Consider the following 18,950-nt stretch of genomic DNA (forward strand, 5'->3'; position numbering starts at 1 on the left):
ATTCCGACGACGGCGGCGGGGTCGATCCCGGCGTCAGCGATCGCGGCGGGAACAGCATGCCGGAGCACGTCGCGGTAGTCGCCCGGCACCTGCAGAGCCCATTCCCCGGGAAGCCGGGTGACGCCGTCGCCCCCCACATCCGCCGGGAGCGCTTCGGTGACCACCGCATGCGGGTAGTCGAACACGCCACTGCCGAGTTCCTTGCCGTCCCGGACCCGCACAACCACGGCCCGGCCGGACAGGGTGCCGTAGTCCACCCCGATGACATAGTTTTCGCTGCCGTCTGCTGTGACGTCCATGAATCCTCCAGATAAACCGCCCGTCTGTTTCGCGGGCTGAAACTATTGTGAGCGCTAACAACTTAGTGCGTCAAGTGCTGCGGATCACTGATTTCAGGATCTAGGCTCTCAGGCGGGGGCGGCGGTGCTCCGGCGGACCACGAGCTCCGGTTCCACCACCGTGGTGCTCACCGTGTCACCGTTGGCAATGGCGCTCAGCATCAGGTCCATGCAGCGCCTGCCCAGCTCCTCGAAGTCCTGGCGCACGGTGGTGAGCGGCGGCGTGAAGTACCCCGACTCCGGCTGGTCGTCGAAGCCCACCACGGAAACGTCCTCCGGAACCCGGACGCCGGCCTCGTTGAAGGCCCGCAGCAGGCCCAGCGACATCTGGTCATTGCCCACGAACAGCGCCGTGGCGGTCCGTTCCGCGGCGAGCTTCCGGCCGATCTCATAGCCGCTGCCGGCGCTCCAGTCCCCCTCGACCACCAGGCTGTCGTCCAGCCCGGCCTCGCGCAGCGCCGCACTCCAGCCCTCCGCACGCGCCGCGGCGTCGATCCAGTCCTGCGGGCCGGCGATGTGGCCAATCCGGCGGTGCCCCTGCTCAATCAGATGCCCGACGGCGAGCTCGGCCCCGCGCTTCTGGTCCACCATGGCGCCGCTCACCGCTTCGCTGCCCAGGGACCCCACGGCCACCACGGGCACGCCGGGATTCAGCTCGGCCAGGGCCAGGAGCGTCTCGGAATGCGGCACGATCACCACGATGCCGTCCACGGACTGGTCCAGGAAGTGCCGGATGGCGTCGAAGATCGCTTCGCGGCTTACCGAGCGGAGGGCTGCGATGCTGACGAAATAGCCGGCGTCGCGCGCGGCCTGCTCCACTCCCAGCAGCGTGTTGGCGGGACCGTACTGCGAGAGCTCGCTGCCCAGCACGCCGATGGTTTGCGACTTGCGCGTGACCAGGCTCCGCGCTGCCGTGTTGCGCCGGTAGCCCAGCTCGGCAATGGCGGCCTCGACGCGCTCGCGCGTGGCCTTGCTGACGTTGGGATGGTTGTTGATCACCCGGGACACCGTCTGGTGCGAGACCCCCGCGCGCTCCGCCACATCCTCAAGCCGGGGCTGCCGGGCATTGATTTTTGCCATGGGGTAATTGTGCGCGACCCCCAGCCGTATGCACGAATGGACGCGGCGCGGCAGACGCAGGCGAGCGTAAACTGATGGGAGCAAAGGAGCGCTGGCGATGGACGGCAAAGTTCATCTTTCTGGGGCCGGTTTTTCCGTACGGCACATGCTGACGGGGCTCTTGGTCCTGCTCGCCCTCCTCTTCGCATATCTTCCAGGTGCCACCCTGGCGCGGGCCGTATCGCTCAGCGGCCATGACATCTCCTGGCCCCAATGCCCGACGGCGGTGGGCGGCTTTGGCCTGCCGCTGCCGCCGGCCTCGTCCCAGTTCGTCGTCATCGGCCTGACCAAGGGACTGCCCTTCACGGAGAACCCGTGCTTGGCCAGCCAGGTCACCTGGGCGTCCAGCAACCGCAAGCCGGCACAGGCCTACACCATGGCCGCCTTCCCCACGGCCGCCCAGCTGGCCACCTACCGGGCCCAGGGGCCCTGGTCCGCGGCCACCCGGGCCGGGCAGCTCTCCAATGTCGGCTACGCGGAGGCCCGCTTCGCGGTTGCCAGCCTCGCACGGGTGCGGTTTGCGCCGCGCGTGGTGTGGATCGACGTCGAGCCCCGCCCGGCCCAGCCGTGGCCCACCGCGAGCGCGGCGCAGCAGCGCGAAAACCGGTACATCGTCGAGGGCGTGATGCGCGGCCTGCGCGATACCGGATACTCCTACGGCCTGTACTCATTCGCGTCGGGCTGGGCCAGCATCACCGGTTCCTGGCGGCTCTCCGGCGTTCCGGTGTGGGCAACCGCCGGCCGGCTGGATTTCCCCGGTGAAGCCCAGAACCTCTGCCGCGCCGCCAGCTTCTCCGGCGGCCGCGTGTACCTTTCCCAGTGGTACGACGACGTCAGGGATTACGACCTGACCTGCGACCCGTACGCCTTCACTCCCCTGCCTGTTCCGGCATCCACCCTGTCCCGCTCGACGGCCGACTTCAACGGCGACTGGAACACGGACATCCTGGCCCGGGTGACGGCGACGGCCGAGCTGCGGCTGTATCCGGGGAACGGTCGCGGAGGCAGGCTCCCCGGCGTGCGCATCGGCACCGGCTGGAACGGGTTCAGCGCCCTTGAAACACCCGGCGACTTCAACGGCGACGGCCCGCAGGACGTCCTCGCCAGGGAGGCCGCCACAGGAAATCTGTGGATGTACCGCGGCAACGGCACCGGCGGGTTCCTCCCCCGGGTCCGGATCGGCACCGGCTGGAACGGCTTCAGCGCCATCATCGGCCCCGGTGACTTCAACGGCGACCAGCGCGTGGACATCCTCGCCCGCGAGTCTGCCACCGGCTTCCTCTGGCTGTACCGGGGCAACGGCACCGGCGCGTTCCTGCCGCGGATCCGCGTTGGCTCCGGCTGGAACGCCTTCAACGCCCTGGTGGGCCCGGGTGACATGAACGGTGACGGCGCGGCCGACGTGCTGGCCCGGGAGACGGCCACCGGAGTCCTGTGGCTGTACCGCGGCAGCGGCACGGGCGGCTGGCTCCCCCGCGTCCGGGTGGGCGCCGGCTGGAACGCGATGACCGCCGTCGTAAGTCCCGGCGACTTCAACGGCGACCGCAACCCGGACCTGCTGGCACGCGACGCCGCCGGTGTCCTGTGGCTCTATCCGGGGCTCGGCACGGGGCAATTCGCCTCCCGGGTGCGCATCAGCGCCGGCTGGAACGGCCTCTCCCCGCTGTTCTAGCGCACTCTTCTGATCGATCGTTTCACCACCACTGCCGCTTGCCCGGCCCCGGCCTTGGAATGGCCACCCCCTTATACCCGTCTCATTGAGGGGGTATGCATCCGAAACACCCAATGTTTTTCCAAGCCCCGGCCCGCACTGTAGTTGCGCGGGGCAACGACAAGCGCAGCCAACCTCCGCATAGTCGAGATTTCCCGGTGATGAAGCCGCCGGAAAGTCTCTGAAAGCAACGCATACGGGGCCAGCAGGCCATTCTTTTTTGCCCCGAAGGAGGCGCATACCCATGTCAGAAGAAACCGCAATGACCAACGAAGTGTCCACGAACACCGCGTCGACGGACACAGAGTCCACGAACGGCGTGTCCCGCCGCACCCTCTTGCGGCTCAGCGCGGCAGGAGGTGCCGGCGCCGCCGTCGTCGCCGCCCAGGGCTGGGCGGGCCCGTTGCTCGCGCAGAAGGGACTCCTGTCGCCGGACGGCGCGTTCGCCGCCTCGTCCACCGCCCTGGGCGATCTGCTGTTCTATATCGAGGCGTTCCCCACCAGCCCGCTGATCCTCTCGCCGTTCACTGACTCGCTGACGATCCCCAAGGCGTTGGCCCCCACACCGGCCGTGGGTGTCGGCACCATCAAGGGCTACACCGAGTGGAGCGACCCGCCCGGCCCGGGTCAGGGCCAGCAGAGTTCCTTCAAGAATGAGCAGCACCAGATCTGGCCGTCCAAGCTGAACTACCCGGACCCCCTGGTGTACAAGATCGACATCCTGCTGCGGCAGCACGCGTTCACCACGTCGCAGGTGCTTCCCATCGATGCGAAGGGCCGGCCGACGATCTCCTTCGACGACAAGCGCAAGACGTACCCGGCCGGGACGAAGCGGACTCTGCCGCTGAGCGCCATCTACGGCTTCAACGGCACGTTCCCCGGTCCGATGATCAACGCCGAGTACGGCAAGCCGGCGCTGGTGAGGTTCGAGAACCACCTGGACGAGAACCCGCTGAACCTGGACCGCCAGGACTTCGGCTCGCCTGACTGGTCCTTCCTGACCCACCTGCACAACGGCCACACCGCGCCGGAGAGTGACGGCAACCCGCACTACAGCATGGTCAGCGGGCCCAAGTACGAGGGCTACCTGCCGAAGTCCTTCTGCGACAACCTGTACCTGAACTGGCCCGCCGGGGGCGATGACCGGGAAAAGCAGAGCTTCTTCTGGTTCCACGACCACCGGATGGACCACACCGGCTCCAACGTCTACAAGGGCATGGTGGGCCTGTACCCCATCTACGATCCGAAGAACGGCATGGACATGGGGGACGAGCGGCAGGGCCTCCGGCTGCCGGGCGTCCGCAAGGACAACCCGGACGGGTCCTTTGACGTCGACTACGACGTCCCGCTGGCCTTCTACGACTGCCGCCTCGATGACGGCGTCACGATCCACAAGGACATCCACGACTCGCAGAAGGAGTTCCCGGACGCCAAGAACCCGGCCAAGCACCCGGAGTGGTGGGGCAAGACGTTCTACAAGCACTTCCCCAACCACGGGTTCGTGGGCGACATCTTCACCGTGAACGGCACCGCCTACCCCGTCATGGAGGTCAAGCGGCGCAAGTACCGCTTCCGGTTCCTGGACGCGTCCATCGCCCGCATCTACGAGTTCAAACTGATGAGCTCCACCAAGGGTCCCAAGACATCTGTCTCGCTGGGTTACCAGGGCGACGAGCTGGAGGGCCAGTACCGCATCCCGGACGGGCAGCAGTGCATGCAGTTCACCCAGATCGCGTCCGACGGCGGCCTGCTGCCGTTCCCGATCAAGCGCGATTCCTTCGAGCTGTGGCCGGCCAAGCGGCGCGAGGTGGTGGTGGACTTCACCCGGTACCAGGACGGCACCCCCACCACCAAGGGCGACGTCATCTACCTCACCGACGTGATGAAGATGCCCAACGGCCGGATGTGGTCCAACTCGTCCCGGTTCTCCCCGGACCCGGCGTACAAGGTTCCGGTGCTCAAATTCGTGATCGGCGACGACGCTCCCGACGACAGCGTGATCCCCACCGGCATGATGCGGGAACTGCCGCCGCTGCCGAGCAACTGGCAGACCATGCTGGACAACCGCCTGATCTTTGAGGTGGAGCGCGGTTCGGGCGGCGGCGAAACGGAGTGGCTCATCAACGGCAAGCCCTTCACCCCCAATACCGTTGCCACCAGCCTCAAGAACCGCGCCGGCCGCTCGCCACTCGCCCAGCAGAAGAAGGGCAGCTACAACCTGTGGGAGATCCGCAACGGCGGCGGCGGCTGGGTCCATCCGTTCCACCTGCACATGGAGGAACACCGGGTAGTCATGCGCAACGGCAGGGACGTCACCCGCGGCGGCGACAAGGGCCATCCGGACGATGTGTCACGTGAGGACCTGGTGGCCCTGGATCCGGGCGAGTCCACCATCATCTATCGCGGCTTCCGGGACTTCGTGGGACCGTACGTGGCCCACTGCCACAACCTGGCGCATGAGGACCACGCCATGATGTTCGGGTGGGAGATCACGCCATGACAGCGGTACCCGCGGGCCAGGTCAGCGGGGGCGTCAGCAGCAGCGGCAGCGGGACCGGCGCCCAGGCGCCGGCCCGCCCCGCGGTCCCTTGGCGGACGGTCCTCCCGCTCGCGGCGATGATGGCCTACGCCGACGGCTTCTGGATCGTCTCGCTCAGGGGCGCAGTGGGGGCCATCGAGCGCACCCAGGATCCCTTCATGAGCTGGCTCCGGGAGTCAACCGTGCTGCTCCCGGTGTTCGTCGCGGCCGTCATCGCGGCCGTGGCGCTGGCCCTGCGGCGGTTCGGGCCGGTGCTGGCGGGCAAGAAGGCATTCTTCACCACTGCGCTGCTGATTGCCGCGGCCGGCACCCTGGCCGGCAGCCTTACACTGGCAGCCAGTGAGGCCTGGGACTACGTCCTGCAGCACGACCTGATGGGCCACCTGCACCACGCGAACTCTGTTCAGTCGGTGGAGCAGCTGGACCAGGCATCGCTCGGGCTCCAGCTGGCCGCCTTCGGCTATGGCGCCGGCCTGCTCGCGGCCACCAACCTCGTGGTGACCGGCTGGACGGTGGCGATCCTGGGCGGACGGCTGGACGTCAGCCGCAGGACGAAGGCGCCGGAGCGCGCCCCGCGCCGTGCTCCGCTTGCGCGCATCGCAGGCCTGGACCTCAGGCAGGCCCTGGCGGCGGTGGCACTGTTCGGCTGCGCCGCCATTCACGTCGCGGTCATCCCGGACCATCTCAACCACTGGGTGGTGGCCAGCGCGTTCTTCCTAGCCCTGGCGCTGGCGGAGGTGGCAGGCGGCGTCCTGCTCCTGGGCCGGCCGGGCCAGGGCGTCCTCATTGCAGTGGCGGCCGCCTCCGTGGTTCCGCCGGCGCTGTGGCTGTGGTCCCGGACGTCGGGGCTGCCGTTCGGCCCCAACGCCGGCGTGCCCGAGCCCGTGGGCCTGGCCGATATGGCCGCAGGACTCCTGGAGCTGGGCACCCTGGCGATCGCCGTCGTCCTGCTCCGCGCCAGACGCAGGGGAACAGCCGGGCCGGAAAAGCGGACGACGGCGTCTGCCCACCTCCGCGCACTGGCTGTGGTGGGGGCAATCGCCATCGGGTCGCTGGGCGTCGCCGGAGCCATTCCCGGCTGGCTCGGCGATGTGGACACCTCGGGGAACACCACCCACAGCATCCCCCATTAGCGGCATTTTCAGCCCACAACAGACACGGCGACGGCGGTCCCTCCTGGGGGCCGCCGTCGCCGTTTCCGTCTGGAAACAACGGTGACGAGCAATTTACATTCCCGAAACCCACCGCCGTTTCCGGAGTTCTATGTTGTGGGGATAAACGGCATTCGTCCGGTCTCAGCAAAATGCCACACACCGATTTCTTGAGTGGAGTTCGACGTGAACGCTGGAGATGTTGCCTGGATCCTCGCAAGTTCTGCACTGGTGTGCATGATGATTCCCGCCCTGGCCCTCTTCTACGGAGGCATGGTGGGTTCCCGCCGGATCCTGAACATGATGATGATGTGCTTCGGCGGCGCCAGCCTGGTGGCCGTGCTGTGGGCACTGTTCGGATACTCGATGGCCTTTGGCAATTCCGTGAACGGCCTGGGCCTGATCGGAGACGTCACGGAGTACGCAGGCCTCGAGCCGATGCTCAAGGACAATCCCGACGCCGCCCTGCCGGCGGCCCTGTTCACGGCCTTCCAGCTGTTTTTCGCCTGCGTCACCACGGCACTGGTTGCCGGGGCGGCAGCCGGGCGGATGAAGTTTGGCGCCTGGATGGTGTTCGCCGGCGTATGGGCCACCCTGGTCTATTTCCCCATCGCGCACTGGGTCTTCGCGTTCAGCTCCGCGGACGGCTCGGTGACGGGCGGCTGGATCGCCAACGGCATCAAGGCCATCGACTACGCCGGCGGAACGGCCGTGCACATGAACGCCGGCGCCGCCGCCCTCGCCCTGGCACTGGTCCTGGGCCGCAGCTCCGGCTGGCCCAAGATGGAGCACTCGAAGCCCCACAGCCGGCCCCTGGTGCTGGTGGGCGCGGGCCTGCTCTGGGTGGGCTGGTTCGGCTTCAACGCCGGCTCCGCGCTGGCGGCCGGCCACTCGGCGTCGGTGGTGTTCCTCAACACGGCCGTGGCGGCGGCTGCCGGCCTGCTCGCCTGGGCGCTCGTTGAACGGGTCCGGCACGGCGCCACCACCAGCATGGGCGCCGCTTCCGGGCTGGTCTCCGCCCTGGTGGCCATCACGCCCGCCTGCGGCGCGGTCAGCCCGCTGGGCGCCGTGGCCATTGGCGCCATCGCCGGCGCTGTCTGCTCGCTGGCGATCGAATGGAAGTTCCGCCTGGGCTTCGACGACTCACTCGACGTGGTGGGCGTGCACCTGGTGGGCGGCATCATCGGCACGCTCCTGATTGGCATCTTCGCCACCAGCAGCGCGCCCAACGGCGTCAGCGGCCTGCTGTACGGCGGCGGGCTGCGCCAGCTGGGCATCCAGTCGCTCGCCACGGTTGCCGTGCTGGTCTACTCGTTCGGCCTGACCTGGGTCATCGCCAAGGTGGTGGACATGGCCATGGGCCTGCGCATCCACGAAGCGGACGAACTCCGCGGCATCGACATCGCCGCGCACTCCGAGTTCGCCTACCTGACGGATGAGGACCCCGTGAACCTTGGCTCCGCACCCCGTTCCTGAGCCGGGTCCTTCGCGAATACCAGGTCCTTCGTGAATGCCAGCGGCCCGATGGTCTCGGGGTCGGCGTCAAGGTCGAACTGCGCCGTGTACCCGGTGTTCAGGTACAGGTGTTTGGCCTCCGGCTGGCGCGGGCCCGTGGTGAGGTAGACGCCGCGGTACCCGCGCTCCGCGGCCAGCCGCTCCAGTTCCGCCAGCACCCGCCGGGCCAGGCCCCGCCGCCTGTGCGCCGAGTGCGTCCAGATCCGCTTGAACTCGGCAGTTTCCGCGTCATACCGGCGGAAGGCCCCGCCGGCCACGGATTCGCCGTTCTCCTGGATGATCAGCAGGGCGCCGCCGGGTGCCTCGAATTCCTCGGCCGGGTACCTGTTCAGTTCCTCCGCTGCGGCACCCCGGCCGAAGAGGTCACCGTACCGGGAGTCGTATTCGACGGCGAGCTCATCCAGGAGCGGCCGTACCCGGGGATCGTGCATGGGCAGTTCGAGCACAGTGAGGCGGGCGGGTGCGGTTTCAAGTGCCGGGGCTGTTCCAAGAGTCACGTTTCAGGCCTTTCCGACGGCGGCGGCTGTGTGTGGCTGGCTGGCGCCGGACACGGTTTCGAGGATTCTTCGGGCCAGGGCGTCGTTCTCCCGGAACGGCGCCGCGTTGGTGTTGGGCCGGGCAAATGCGCCGGCTCCCCAGCCGGAGGTCCCGGGGCCGATGCCGAACAGGCGGCTCCGGGACCCGCCGCCGCGGCCCACGATCCGGTGGCCCGAGGTGATCAGGAGCCGGCCGGTGGAGTGGGCGCCGTCGGACGTGAGCAGGTGCTGCTCGGCGCCCAGGCCGGTGCCGTGCAGCGAGCGCAGCAGCGGGTTCGCGGAGCGGGCCACGGCCGGGCCGGGGAGCCGTGCCTCGATGAAGGCCCTGGCCCGCACGCTCACCGGCGACTGGGCCGACGTCGCCACGAACTCGCCGGTGGTGTCATCGGCGGCAACCGCGAGTCCCGGTCCCAGGAACTGCAGCAGCCCGGCGCGGTGGACGGCCAGCATCTCGCGGAGGCGACGGGGCGGCGGGCCGGAGTCCACGAAGCTGAAGAACCCGTGCCACCAGCCGTGCACTTCCTCCTGCGAGCGGGCGTTCAGCCGTTCGGCCGGCACGATCCTGCCCAGTTCCATGTAAACCTTCAGCAGGGCCATGAACAGTGCCAGTGTTTCCGGGTGGTCGGGTCCCGTCCGCAGTTCCAGGTCGTGCTCGATGTAACCGGCCACAGCCGACTGGACGTCACCGTGGCCGGCGAAGAGCTGCCCGCCGAACGGCTTGTCCAGCCGTTCGAGGTCCAGGTGCAGTTCCGGATCCGGCACGGCCGCGGCGACCAGCTCCCGGCGGGCGCTGCTGTACCAGTCCAGCGCGGCAAACCGCCCGGCAAACTCGTCCCAGCCCAGTGCCACGCGTTCCGGGCTGCCGGTGAACACCTCGCGGTAGTAGCCGTAGCCGGCGTCCTTCGCAATCAGGGGCCAGAGGTGGCTGCGGAAATCCAGTTCGGCGTGCTCCGCCAGGAGGGCGCCGACGGCGTCGGCGGTGAAGAACCTGGGCGCCGCGGCCGGTTCACCGCGCAGCGTCACGGAGATCTTGGAGTGGAACGGCACGCCGCGGCGCGACCCTGCCCACAGCCGGGGTTCGGCACCGGACGGAAGGTAGCGCAGCCCGCCGTCGGATGTCTCCTCGAAACGGCCGCCGCGGCCCTCGGTGAGCAGCACCAGAAGGTCCACAAAGGCCAGGCCCATGCCGGAGACGATGACGTCCTGGCCGGGGGCGACCGGGGAATAGTCGATATCGGTGGTGTAGCTGGGCGCCGCATGGAACGCCCCGTGCCTGGCCGCGAACGCGGACCAGGCGGCGGATCGGGCATCCGGCTCGGCGTCTGTGTGCCCCAGCGCGATGATCACGACGTCGGCGTGCAGCGTGCCGCCGCCCGCCAGCCGCACGCTGTACCCGCCGTCGTCGGAAATTTCCTGTGTTTCGACGCTGACCGGTTCAATGCCGATGGCGGTGTCGCGGTGCACGGTGATCCGGACATCATCGCCGAGGGCGCGGACCGCGCGGCGGAAGAACCACTCCAGGTATTTGCTCTGCAGCTGGCGGGTGGGGAAGGTGGCGCCCGTCAGCGAGCGCAGCTGTTCCTGCAGGTGCGGCGGCAGCGCCGGAACGTCGGTGATGGAACCGTCCAGGATGCCGGCAGCCCAGGCCGCGAGCCCCGGACCGTCGCTGGCCGGCCCCTCGCAGACCACCGAGGAGTCGGTGAACATGGTGACGTCCGCCGCCGTCGAATTAAGCATCAGGCCGGGGTTCTGGTCATAGCGCCAGATCCTGCCCGAACCCGGCTCGTGCGGTTCCACGATGTGGATCTGGAGCGGGCCTTCCCCCAGCCCGGGCCGGTTGGCGGCGAGGCGTTCGAGGATGCCGGCCGTGCGCGGACCGCCGCCGATGAAGACCACGGATGGGTGCTGCGCTGGCATCGGAAACTCCTGGTTGGAAAGGGCTGGTTGGCTGATTGGAAAGGGCTCGGAGCCTTCAATCTAGGGTCTGGACAAACCCTCGGTCGAGGGCCTCGTCACGGCCGTTCACCCCGCGTAATTCAGCGTAAATGAGAGCAAGAAATCGTCTTGTGACGCCCCGCTAAGCCGCGTGAACGAATGCAACGGACGGCTTTGCCGGACCTTCCGGCCCCACCTAGATTTGCTGCCAACTACCCCCGCATGACCAACCGGAAGAGGCGAGATGGCTTATGAGTTCAGCAGCAACCAGGACGTCCCAGTCCAGTACTGAGACACCGTCCGCCGCCGAGCCGCCGGCCGTCCCCGAGACCCGGGCTGCCCCTGAACCCCGCGCCTTCGAGCCGGCCGCTGTCGAGTTGCGCGCCGCCGTCGACTATGCCGACTACCGGCTGGTTCCCGCCCGCCGCCCGTGGCGCTGGGTGGGCACCGTGGTGGTGGCGATCGGCGTCGCCGCCATCGTGTGGTCGCTGGCCACGAACCCGCGCTGGGAATGGGGCGTGGTGGCCCAGTGGTTCACCGCCAAGTCTGTAGTGAACGGCCTCGTGGAAACCCTCAAGCTCACCGCCATCTCCGGGGCGCTCGGCTTCATCCTGGGCTTCATCCTCGCCCTCATGCGGCTGTCCGCTTCGCCGCTGCTGGTCTCCGTGTCCTGGACGTTCTCGTGGATCTTCCGCTCCACTCCGCTCCTGGTCCAGATGCTCCTCTGGTACAACCTGGGCTACCTGTACGAGAAGATCAGCCTGGGCATCCCGTTCACGGACATCCGCTTCTTCGAGGCGCAGACCACCACCCTGATCAGCCAGTTCGCGGCAGCCGTGCTGGGCCTGACGCTGAACCAGGCCGCCTACTCTGCCGAGATCATCCGCGGCGGCATCCTGTCCGTGGACCAGGGCCAGCTCGAGGCCGCCGCCGCCCTGGGCATTCCGGCCTGGCGCCGGTCCACCCGGATCGTGCTGCCCCAGGCGATGCGCGCCATCCTGCCCACGGCCTTCAACGAGATCATCGGCCTGGTCAAGGGCACCTCAATCGTCTACGTCCTGGCCTACTCGGAGCTCTTCTACACCGTCCAGGTCATTTACAACCGCACCCAGCAGGTCCTGCCGCTGCTGCTCGTGGCCACGCTCTGGTACGTCGTGATCACCTCCGTGCTCAGCGTGTTCCAGTACTACATCGAGCGCCACTACTCCAAGGGAGCCGTGCGCACCCTGCCCCTCACACCGCTGCAGAAGGCCCGGAAGTTCTTCGCCACCCACGCGCCGGTCAACACCGCCGGAAGGAAATGATTCCGATGAGCACAACCCTTGAAGCCCCCGCCGCCACCCGCGGGCTGGTGGAGATCACCAAGGTCAGGAAGTCCTTCGGCGCCACCGAGGTCCTGAAGGGCATTTCCCTTACAGTGGAGCCCGGCGGCGTGGCCGTCATCGTCGGCCCGTCCGGCTCCGGGAAGTCCACCCTGCTGCGGACCATCAACCACCTGGAAAAGGTGGACGCCGGCTTCATCGCCATCGACGGCCAGCTGGTGGGCTACCGGGTCAAGGGCAACAGGCTGCACGAGCTGCCCGAGCGGGAGATCCTGAAGCAGCGCACCGAAATCGGCATGGTGTTCCAGAACTTCAACCTGTTCCCGCACCTGACGGCGCTGGAGAACGTAGTCGAGGCGCCCGTCGTCGCGCCGCGTCCCGGAAAGGCCCGCCGTTCCCAGGCGGAGGCCCGCGAGCGCGGCCTGGAACTCCTGGACCGGGTGGGCCTGAGGGACCGCGCCGGCGCCTACCCCCGCCAGCTCTCCGGCGGCCAGCAGCAGCGCGTGGCCATCGCCCGTGCGCTGGCCCTGGACCCCAAGATCCTGCTCTTCGACGAGCCCACCTCGGCCCTTGACCCTGAGCTGGTCAACGAGGTGCTGGACGTGATCCGCGAGCTGGCGAAGTCCGGCACCACCCTGGTCATCGTCACCCACGAGATGGGCTTTGCCCGCGACGTCGCCGACACCGTGGTGTTCATGGACCGGGGCCAGATCGTCGAACAGGGCAGACCACAGGACATTTTCACCAACCCGCAGGAAGAACGCACCCGGAGTTTCTTCTCCAAGGTGATCGAGCCCGCCTTCAATATCTAAGGAACTCCCATGGCACTCTTCTCCAGCCGTCAGCGGTCCTCACTGCCCGCCGTCGTACTTCTCGGTACTTTGTTGAGCACTGCGGCACTGTCCGCCTGCTCCGATCCCGGTGCCGCTGCCTCCGGCGGTTCAGCCGGCGGTTCCGGTGCACCGGCGACGACGGCGGCCCGCAACGGCGTCGTCTACAACACCTCGCCGGACCAGCAGCGGATCCGCGCCGAAAAGGACGCCGCGCTGGCCGCGAAGGTGCCGGCCCTGATCAGCAAGGACGGCAAGCTCACCGTGGCCACCACGGCCGGTTCCATCCCGCTGTCCTTCCACGCCACGGATGACAAGACGCCCATCGGCTCCGAGATTGACCTCGCCCAGCTGGTGGCGGACAAGCTGGGCCTGGAACTGGACGTCCAGGTCACCTCCTGGGAGAACTGGCCGCTGAAAACCCAGTCCGGCGACTTCGAGGCCGTGTTCTCCAACGTGGGCATCAACAAGGACCGGGTGAAGCTGTTCGACTTCGCGAGCTACCGCGCCGCCTTCATGGGCTTCGAGGCGAAGAAGTCCTCGTCCTACAACATCAAGGGTGCTGACGACATCTCCGGCCTGAAGATCTCCGTGGGCTCGGGCACCAACCAGGAGAAGATCCTGCTGGCGTGGAACAAGGAGCTCGAGGCCAAGGGCAAGGAACCCGCCAGCCTGCAGTACTACTCCTCCGACGCCGACACCATCCTGGCGCTGTCCTCCGGCCGGACCGACCTGAACATCGCCCCCTACCCCTCCACGGTCTACCGGGAGAACACCCGCGACGACCTCAAGGTGGTGGGCAAGGTCAACGCCGGCTGGCCGTCCGAGACCCTGGTGGCTGCCACAACGCTCAAGGGCAACGGACTGGCACCGGTGATCACCGAGGCACTGAACTCGGCCATCAAGGACGGCTCCTACGCCAAGGTGCTGGACCGCTGGGGACTGTCCGAGGAAGCCCTGCCCGAATCCAAGACCGTCACCGAGTCCAACTTCGCTTCCACACAGGCCGGGGCTTCAAAGTGAAGTTCCAGGTCCTGGACATCATCCCCCACCTGAAGAACCCGGTCACCGGGGAGATCGTCTCCACCGCCGACCGCCTCAACCAGGTGGTGCAGACCGCGCAGCGCGCCGAGGAGCTCGGCTACGACAGCTTCTCCGTGGGCGAGCGGCACGCCGGGGAGTTCATCTCGTCCTCCCCCACCACCGTGCTCGCCGCCATCGCCGCGGTCACCACCCGGATCCGGCTGCAGAGCGGCGTCACCGTCCTGTCCGTCCTGGACCCGGTGCGCGTGGCCGAGGACTACGCCACGATCGACCAGCTCAGCCGGGGGCGGCTGGAACTGGTGATCGGCAAGGGCAACGAGGTGCTGCAGTACCCGCTCTTCGGCCTGGACCTGGCGGACCAGTGGGACCTGCTGGAGGAGAAGTACGCCCTGCTGCGCCGGCTCTGGCGCGAGGAGGACGTGACCTGGTCCGGCCGCTTCCGTCCCGCGCTGACGGACCAGACCACCACCACGCCGCGCCCCTTCGCCGGCTCGCCCCGGATTTGGCACGGGTCTGCTACAACCCTGACGTCGGCCGCGCTGGCCGCCCGCTGGGGAGACCCGCTGTTCACCGCGAACGCCATCCAGCCGCGGGAAAACTACAAGGTGCTCATCGACCACTACGTGGAAGAGTACGAGCGGCACGGCCACGATCCGCGCCACCGCTACCTGGGCTCCGGCAGCGGGGCCGGCGGGGTGTTCATCGCCGACACCACGCAGGAGGCCAAGCGCCAGTACGGCCCGGTGTACGAGGGGCTCACGGCCGCCCGCAACGTGCCCGGCAACAACTCGCCGTTCCGAGACATCGACCACGCGGTGGCGGAAGGCCCGGCCCTGGTCGGCAGCCCGGAGCAGGTGATCGACAAGATCCTCAGCTACCACCGGCTGTACGGGCACGACCTGCAGTCCATCTCGCTGCCCACCACGCTGCCCTTCGAACAGCAGCTGGAGATCCTGGAGCGGTTCGCGCTCGAGGTGATCCCGGCCGTCCGTGCCGCGGCGCCCACCACGCTCTGGGAGACCGCCGATCCCTTCGGCGGCCGCCCCGGCTTTGCCGGAGCGACCGAACCGGACGCCGCCTCCGCCGTCAGCACCGACCACGACAACCACAGGAGCCACGATGCCCACGTCTACGCGCACTGAAACGGATCTCGACAAGCTCGATCGCCGGGGCGCGGCCTTCACCGCCGAATGGGAGAAATGGCACGCCGCGCATGAGCGCCGCCGCGCCGATCCCCACGGCTTCCTCGCCGTCACCCACCTGCACTGGCTCGGTGCGGAACCCTCCCGGCTGGAGGGCGTTCCCGGCATCTGGAGCGTGAAGGACGACGCCGTCACTGTAGTTCTGGAGGCCGGCGAAAGCCTGCTGCGGGACGGCAGGGAGCTGAACAGCAGTTTGGTTCCGGACGGAAGTACGGCCGTCGTTTTCGATCCCATCGCCGAGCGTGGGGGCGTCAGCCTCACGGCGGGTCCCGCCGTCGTCGAACTCGCCAAGCGCGGCGGGGAATACATCGTACGGCCCCGGCACCCGGAGAACCCGCTGCTCAACGAATACCGCGGCACCCCGGCGTACGCGCCGGACCCGCGCTTCGCCGTCGACGGCGTGTACGTGCCGTTCGACGCGCCCCGGCCCACCACGGTGGGTGCCGCCGTCGAGGGCATCGTGCACGTGTACGAGGCTCCCGGCGAGATCCGGTTCGAGCTGGCTGGCCAGGACCTCACGCTGACGGCCTTCAACGGCCACGCGCCGGGCACGCTGTCCGTGCTGTTCACGGACGCGACGTCGGGCAAGACCACCTACGCGGCGAACCGTTCGCTCGCGGTGGGCGCACCGGACGCGGACGGCCGCGTGACCCTGGACTTCAACCGCGCGGTGAACCTGCCGTGCGCCTACACCGACCTCGCCACCTGCCCGCTGCCCCCGGCCGAAAACCGCCTGGCGGTGGCCATCGAAGCAGGCGAACAGAACCCCCACGAAAGGCAGGCCGGACAGTGAGCACTGCAGCCAAAGGTTTTCTCGCCCTGGAACTCGACGGCGACGGCGCCCACCCCGCCGCCTGGCGCAAGGCCCGGCACACTCCCGCCGAACTGCTCGACGGAACGCGGGTCCGCGCCACGGTGCTGGCCGCCGAGTCTGCCGGGTTCCACGTGGCGACGTTCGCGGACGGATCGCTGCCGGCCGCCTCTTCGGAGCCGGGCGGCCGCGACATCCCGGGCCGGCTGAACGCCCTGCAGCGCGCGGCGTTCGCCGGACCGGTCACCGGCTCCATTGTGCTGGTCCCCGAGGTGGACACGGTCTACACGGAGCCGTTCCACGTCTCCACTCAGCTGGCCAGTCTGGACTACGTGTCCGGCGGCCGCGCCGGGTGGCTGGTGGCGGCGTCGGACAGGGCGTCGGATGCTGCGGCCGTCGGACGGTCCCATGTTTCCGGCGAGGCCCTGGGCCGGGAGGCCGCCGATTCCATCGAGGCCGGCCGCCGGCTCTGGGACTCCTGGGAGGACGACGCTGTGATCCGCGACGTCGCCACGGGCCGGTACATCGACGTCGACAAGCTGCACTACGTTGACTTCGAGAGCACTGGCTACTCCGACGGCGCCGGATACTCCGTCAAGGGCCCGTCCATCATTCCCCGGCCGCTGCAGGGGCAGCTGCCGGTCCTCGCCCCGGCCGGCCTGCTGGGCCCGGACCAGCTGTCCGCCGGGACGGCAGACGCCCTGCTCGTCTCCGCGCCCACGCCCGAGCTCCTGGCCGGGGAGGTTGCCGATGCCCGCGCAGCCGCTCCCGCGGCCGCCGTCATCGCGGAGCTCGACGTCGTTCTCGACGCCCGTGGGCAGGGCGCCGCCGGGCGGCTCGCCGAACTGGACGCGCACACTCCGTGGGAGAACAGCCGTGCACGGTTTATTGGCACCGCGGCGGAGCTCACCGAGCTGCTGGCGTCCGTTTTGGAAACGGCCGACGGTGTGCGCCTGCACCCTGCCGTGCTGGACGTGGACCTGGAGGAGCTGGCCCAGCTGGTGCTTCCCGCCCTCCGCCGCCGGGGCATGCTGGTCCCGCAGCAGCCTGGTTCCACGTTCCGGGACCTGCTGGGCCTGCAGCGCCCGGCCAGCCGGTATGCCGCCGCCCCTTTTTCCGCCGCCGATAACTAGGGAGAGACCCATGACAGACACACACATCGGCCACGGCTTTGTGCCTTCCGGCCAACTGCAGCTCGGCGTCTTCTTCCAGGGCGTGAACTCGGGAACGGTCTGGAAGTCGGCCGAGTCGGGTTCGCAGACGGACTTCGAGTCCTTCCGCCGCATCGCCCAGACCGCGGAACGGGGCCTGTTCGCCGCGTTCTTCCTCGGCGAGGGGCTGCGGCTGCGCGAGCATCTCGGCCGCCCGCACGCGCTGGACGTCGTCGGCCGCCCGGACGCGCAGACCATGCTGGCCGCCCTGGCCTCCGTGACCAGCCGCATCGGGCTGGTGGCCACGCAGAACACCACGTACAACGACCCCGCGGACCTGGCGCACCGGCTTTCGTCACTGGATCTGCTCTCCGGCGGCCGCGCCGCCTGGAACGTGGTCACCACGGACAACGCCTGGACGGGCGCGAACTTCCGCCGCGGCGGCTACCTGGACCACGCTGACCGGTACGTCCACGCCGAACCGTTCGTCACCACCGCCAAGCGGATCTGGGACTCCTGGGAGAACGGCGCCGTCGCTGAATCCGCCGCCGCCCCCGCCTGGGCCGCGGCGGGTTCGGCCCGGCCCGTGCACCACGAGGGCAAGCACTATTCGGTGGACTACGTGCCCAAACTGCCCCGCAGCGCCCAGTACCGGCCGGTGCTTTTCCAGGCCGGCGACTCCCCGGAAGGCCGCGACTTCGCTGCCCGGCAGGCCGACGTCATCTTCTCGGCGCACCCGAGGCTGGACGACGCCCTGGACTTCCGCCGCGACATCGTCCAGCGCGCAGTCAACGCCGGCCGCGGCGCGAACGACGTCCGGATCATGCCGGCCAGCGAGTTCATCCTCGCCGCCACCCCGCAGGAGGCACTCGAGAAGAAGAACTGGGTGCGGAGCCTGCAGATCGGTCCCGAACAGGCCATCGCTTACCTGGAACAGTTCTGGGGCCGCGAGCTGCAGGAGTTCGATCCGGACGGCCCGCTGCCGGATATCGACCCCGTGGTGGAGGAGACCTCGGAGACCCGCGGCAGCGGCTTCCACGGCGCAAAGGCGAAGCAGTTGGCGGACCAGTGGCGGGCTGAAGCCAAGGACAAGGGGCTCAGCATCCGGCAGTTCGTCTCGGCCCGGACCAGCCGCGGGGATTCCAGCTTCACGGGTTCCTACGCGGAGGTGGCGGACCGGCTGGCGGAGTATGCCCGCACGGGTGCCGTGGACGGCTTCAACATCTCGCCGTGGCTGATCCCCACCGGCCTGGACGACGTCGTCAACCACCTCGTCCCGGAACTGCAGGAGCGCGGCGTCTATCCGACGCAGTACGCCGGGTCCACGCTGCGGGAGAACCTCGGCCTGGCAACCCCGGTCCGGCAGGACATCACCGTCGGGAACACCGCCGTCGGACTGGAAGTCTAGGCACATGGCCAACGCCCCGCGCGGCCAAAACTGCGACGCCGAAGTGGGCGAAGCGGAGGCTGACGGTGACAACTTCAAGCCGGACACTGCTGCGGCCGCCGATACCATCCGCCTTCAGCTGACCGTCCGGGAGCTGCTCCTGTAGCTACCCCTCGCCTGCCCCGCAGGCGCCCTTTTCGCTGCTCATAACGGCACCTATCGAGCACTCGATTGGAGTTTTTGTCCAGTTGTCGCGGCTTCCGGGGGGGCAAATTCAATGGGTGCGTGCAACGCGTGGGTTTATGCCGCTTGTAGCAGCTGGGTGAGTCGGTTGGCTGGGGTGTCTAGGTTGAGGGTTG

General features: G+C 68.6%; 15 protein-coding genes and 1 pseudogene. 12 read left to right on the plus strand and 4 right to left on the minus strand.

What is annotated here, in order from left to right; all coding sequences use genetic code 11:
* Positions 1-299, minus strand: a pseudogene (locus tag ACFRAH_RS23615) (ribulokinase); the annotation flags it as partial.
* A gap of 108 nt (positions 300-407) precedes the next feature.
* Positions 408-1,418, minus strand: a complete 1,011-nt coding sequence (locus tag ACFRAH_RS23620; protein ID WP_377993333.1) for a LacI family DNA-binding transcriptional regulator — start codon at positions 1,416-1,418, stop codon at positions 408-410.
* Positions 1,419-1,515: 97 nt separating this feature from the next.
* Here ACFRAH_RS23620 and ACFRAH_RS23625 point away from each other — a divergent pair, with 97 nt between their 5' ends.
* The 4 genes from ACFRAH_RS23625 (at position 1,516) to ACFRAH_RS23640 (ending at position 8,334) form a co-directional block, all read left to right on the plus strand.
* Positions 1,516-3,129 carry an FG-GAP-like repeat-containing protein gene (locus tag ACFRAH_RS23625; RefSeq protein WP_377993334.1) on the plus strand — a complete coding sequence of 538 codons (1,614 nt, stop codon included), beginning with the start codon at positions 1,516-1,518 and terminating at the stop codon, positions 3,127-3,129.
* A gap of 283 nt (positions 3,130-3,412) precedes the next feature.
* The gene (locus ACFRAH_RS23630) at positions 3,413-5,668 is read left to right on the plus strand and encodes a multicopper oxidase family protein (protein WP_377993335.1); all 2,256 of its coding nucleotides are present in this window, start codon (positions 3,413-3,415) and stop codon (positions 5,666-5,668) included.
* Entirely contained in the window at positions 5,665-6,840 is a 1,176-nt protein-coding gene (locus ACFRAH_RS23635) for a hypothetical protein (RefSeq protein WP_377993336.1), read from the plus strand. Before ACFRAH_RS23630 ends, ACFRAH_RS23635 begins: the two co-directional genes overlap by 4 nt.
* A 204-nt stretch (positions 6,841-7,044) precedes the next feature.
* Positions 7,045-8,334, plus strand: coding sequence for an ammonium transporter (locus ACFRAH_RS23640; RefSeq protein WP_377993337.1), 1,290 nt, complete (start codon positions 7,045-7,047; stop codon positions 8,332-8,334).
* Here the strand turns inward: ACFRAH_RS23640 and ACFRAH_RS23645 are convergent.
* Positions 8,283-8,804: a GNAT family N-acetyltransferase gene (locus tag ACFRAH_RS23645; protein WP_377993347.1), complete on the minus strand. Its 522-nt coding sequence runs from the start codon at positions 8,802-8,804 to the stop codon at positions 8,283-8,285. The genes ACFRAH_RS23640 and ACFRAH_RS23645 overlap by 52 nt on opposite strands.
* 69 nt (positions 8,805-8,873) lie before the next feature.
* A complete protein-coding gene (locus ACFRAH_RS23650) occupies positions 8,874-10,826 on the minus strand; it encodes an FAD/NAD(P)-binding protein (protein WP_377993338.1) in 1,953 nt (650 codons plus the stop codon).
* 269 nt (positions 10,827-11,095) lie between these two features.
* Between ACFRAH_RS23650 and ACFRAH_RS23655 the strand changes: the two genes are divergently transcribed.
* From ACFRAH_RS23655 to ACFRAH_RS23690, 8 genes are read left to right on the plus strand one after another with little or no spacing between them, the layout of a single operon-like run.
* Positions 11,096-12,148 (plus strand): amino acid ABC transporter permease, encoded by a 1,053-nt coding sequence (locus tag ACFRAH_RS23655; RefSeq protein ID WP_377993339.1) that lies wholly within the window; start codon positions 11,096-11,098, stop codon positions 12,146-12,148.
* Between the two features lie 5 nt (positions 12,149-12,153).
* The gene (locus tag ACFRAH_RS23660; RefSeq protein WP_377993340.1) at positions 12,154-12,978 is read left to right on the plus strand and encodes an amino acid ABC transporter ATP-binding protein; all 825 of its coding nucleotides are present in this window, start codon (positions 12,154-12,156) and stop codon (positions 12,976-12,978) included.
* Between the two features lie 9 nt (positions 12,979-12,987).
* Complete coding sequence (locus ACFRAH_RS23665) at positions 12,988-14,019, plus strand: ABC transporter substrate-binding protein (RefSeq protein WP_377993341.1); 1,032 nt, start codon at positions 12,988-12,990, stop codon at positions 14,017-14,019.
* Positions 14,016-15,182: an LLM class flavin-dependent oxidoreductase gene (locus tag ACFRAH_RS23670; RefSeq protein ID WP_377993342.1), complete on the plus strand. Its 1,167-nt coding sequence runs from the start codon at positions 14,016-14,018 to the stop codon at positions 15,180-15,182. The genes ACFRAH_RS23665 and ACFRAH_RS23670 overlap by 4 nt, the downstream gene beginning before the upstream one ends.
* Positions 15,160-16,035, plus strand: coding sequence for a DUF1684 domain-containing protein (locus ACFRAH_RS23675; RefSeq protein WP_377993343.1), 876 nt, complete (start codon positions 15,160-15,162; stop codon positions 16,033-16,035). Before ACFRAH_RS23670 ends, ACFRAH_RS23675 begins: the two co-directional genes overlap by 23 nt.
* A complete protein-coding gene (locus tag ACFRAH_RS23680) occupies positions 16,032-17,186 on the plus strand; it encodes an LLM class flavin-dependent oxidoreductase (protein ID WP_377993344.1) in 1,155 nt (384 codons plus the stop codon). Before ACFRAH_RS23675 ends, ACFRAH_RS23680 begins: the two co-directional genes overlap by 4 nt.
* 10 nt (positions 17,187-17,196) lie before the next feature.
* Positions 17,197-18,612 carry an NtaA/DmoA family FMN-dependent monooxygenase gene (locus tag ACFRAH_RS23685; protein ID WP_377993345.1) on the plus strand — a complete coding sequence of 472 codons (1,416 nt, stop codon included), beginning with the start codon at positions 17,197-17,199 and terminating at the stop codon, positions 18,610-18,612.
* 4 nt (positions 18,613-18,616) lie between these two features.
* Positions 18,617-18,757, plus strand: a complete 141-nt coding sequence (locus ACFRAH_RS23690; protein ID WP_377993346.1) for a hypothetical protein — start codon at positions 18,617-18,619, stop codon at positions 18,755-18,757.
* Positions 18,758-18,950 lie beyond the last annotated feature (193 nt).

Source organism: Arthrobacter sp. NPDC056727, assembly GCF_042790555.1.
In the GTDB taxonomy this organism is placed as follows: Bacteria; Actinomycetota; Actinomycetes; order Actinomycetales; family Micrococcaceae; genus Arthrobacter.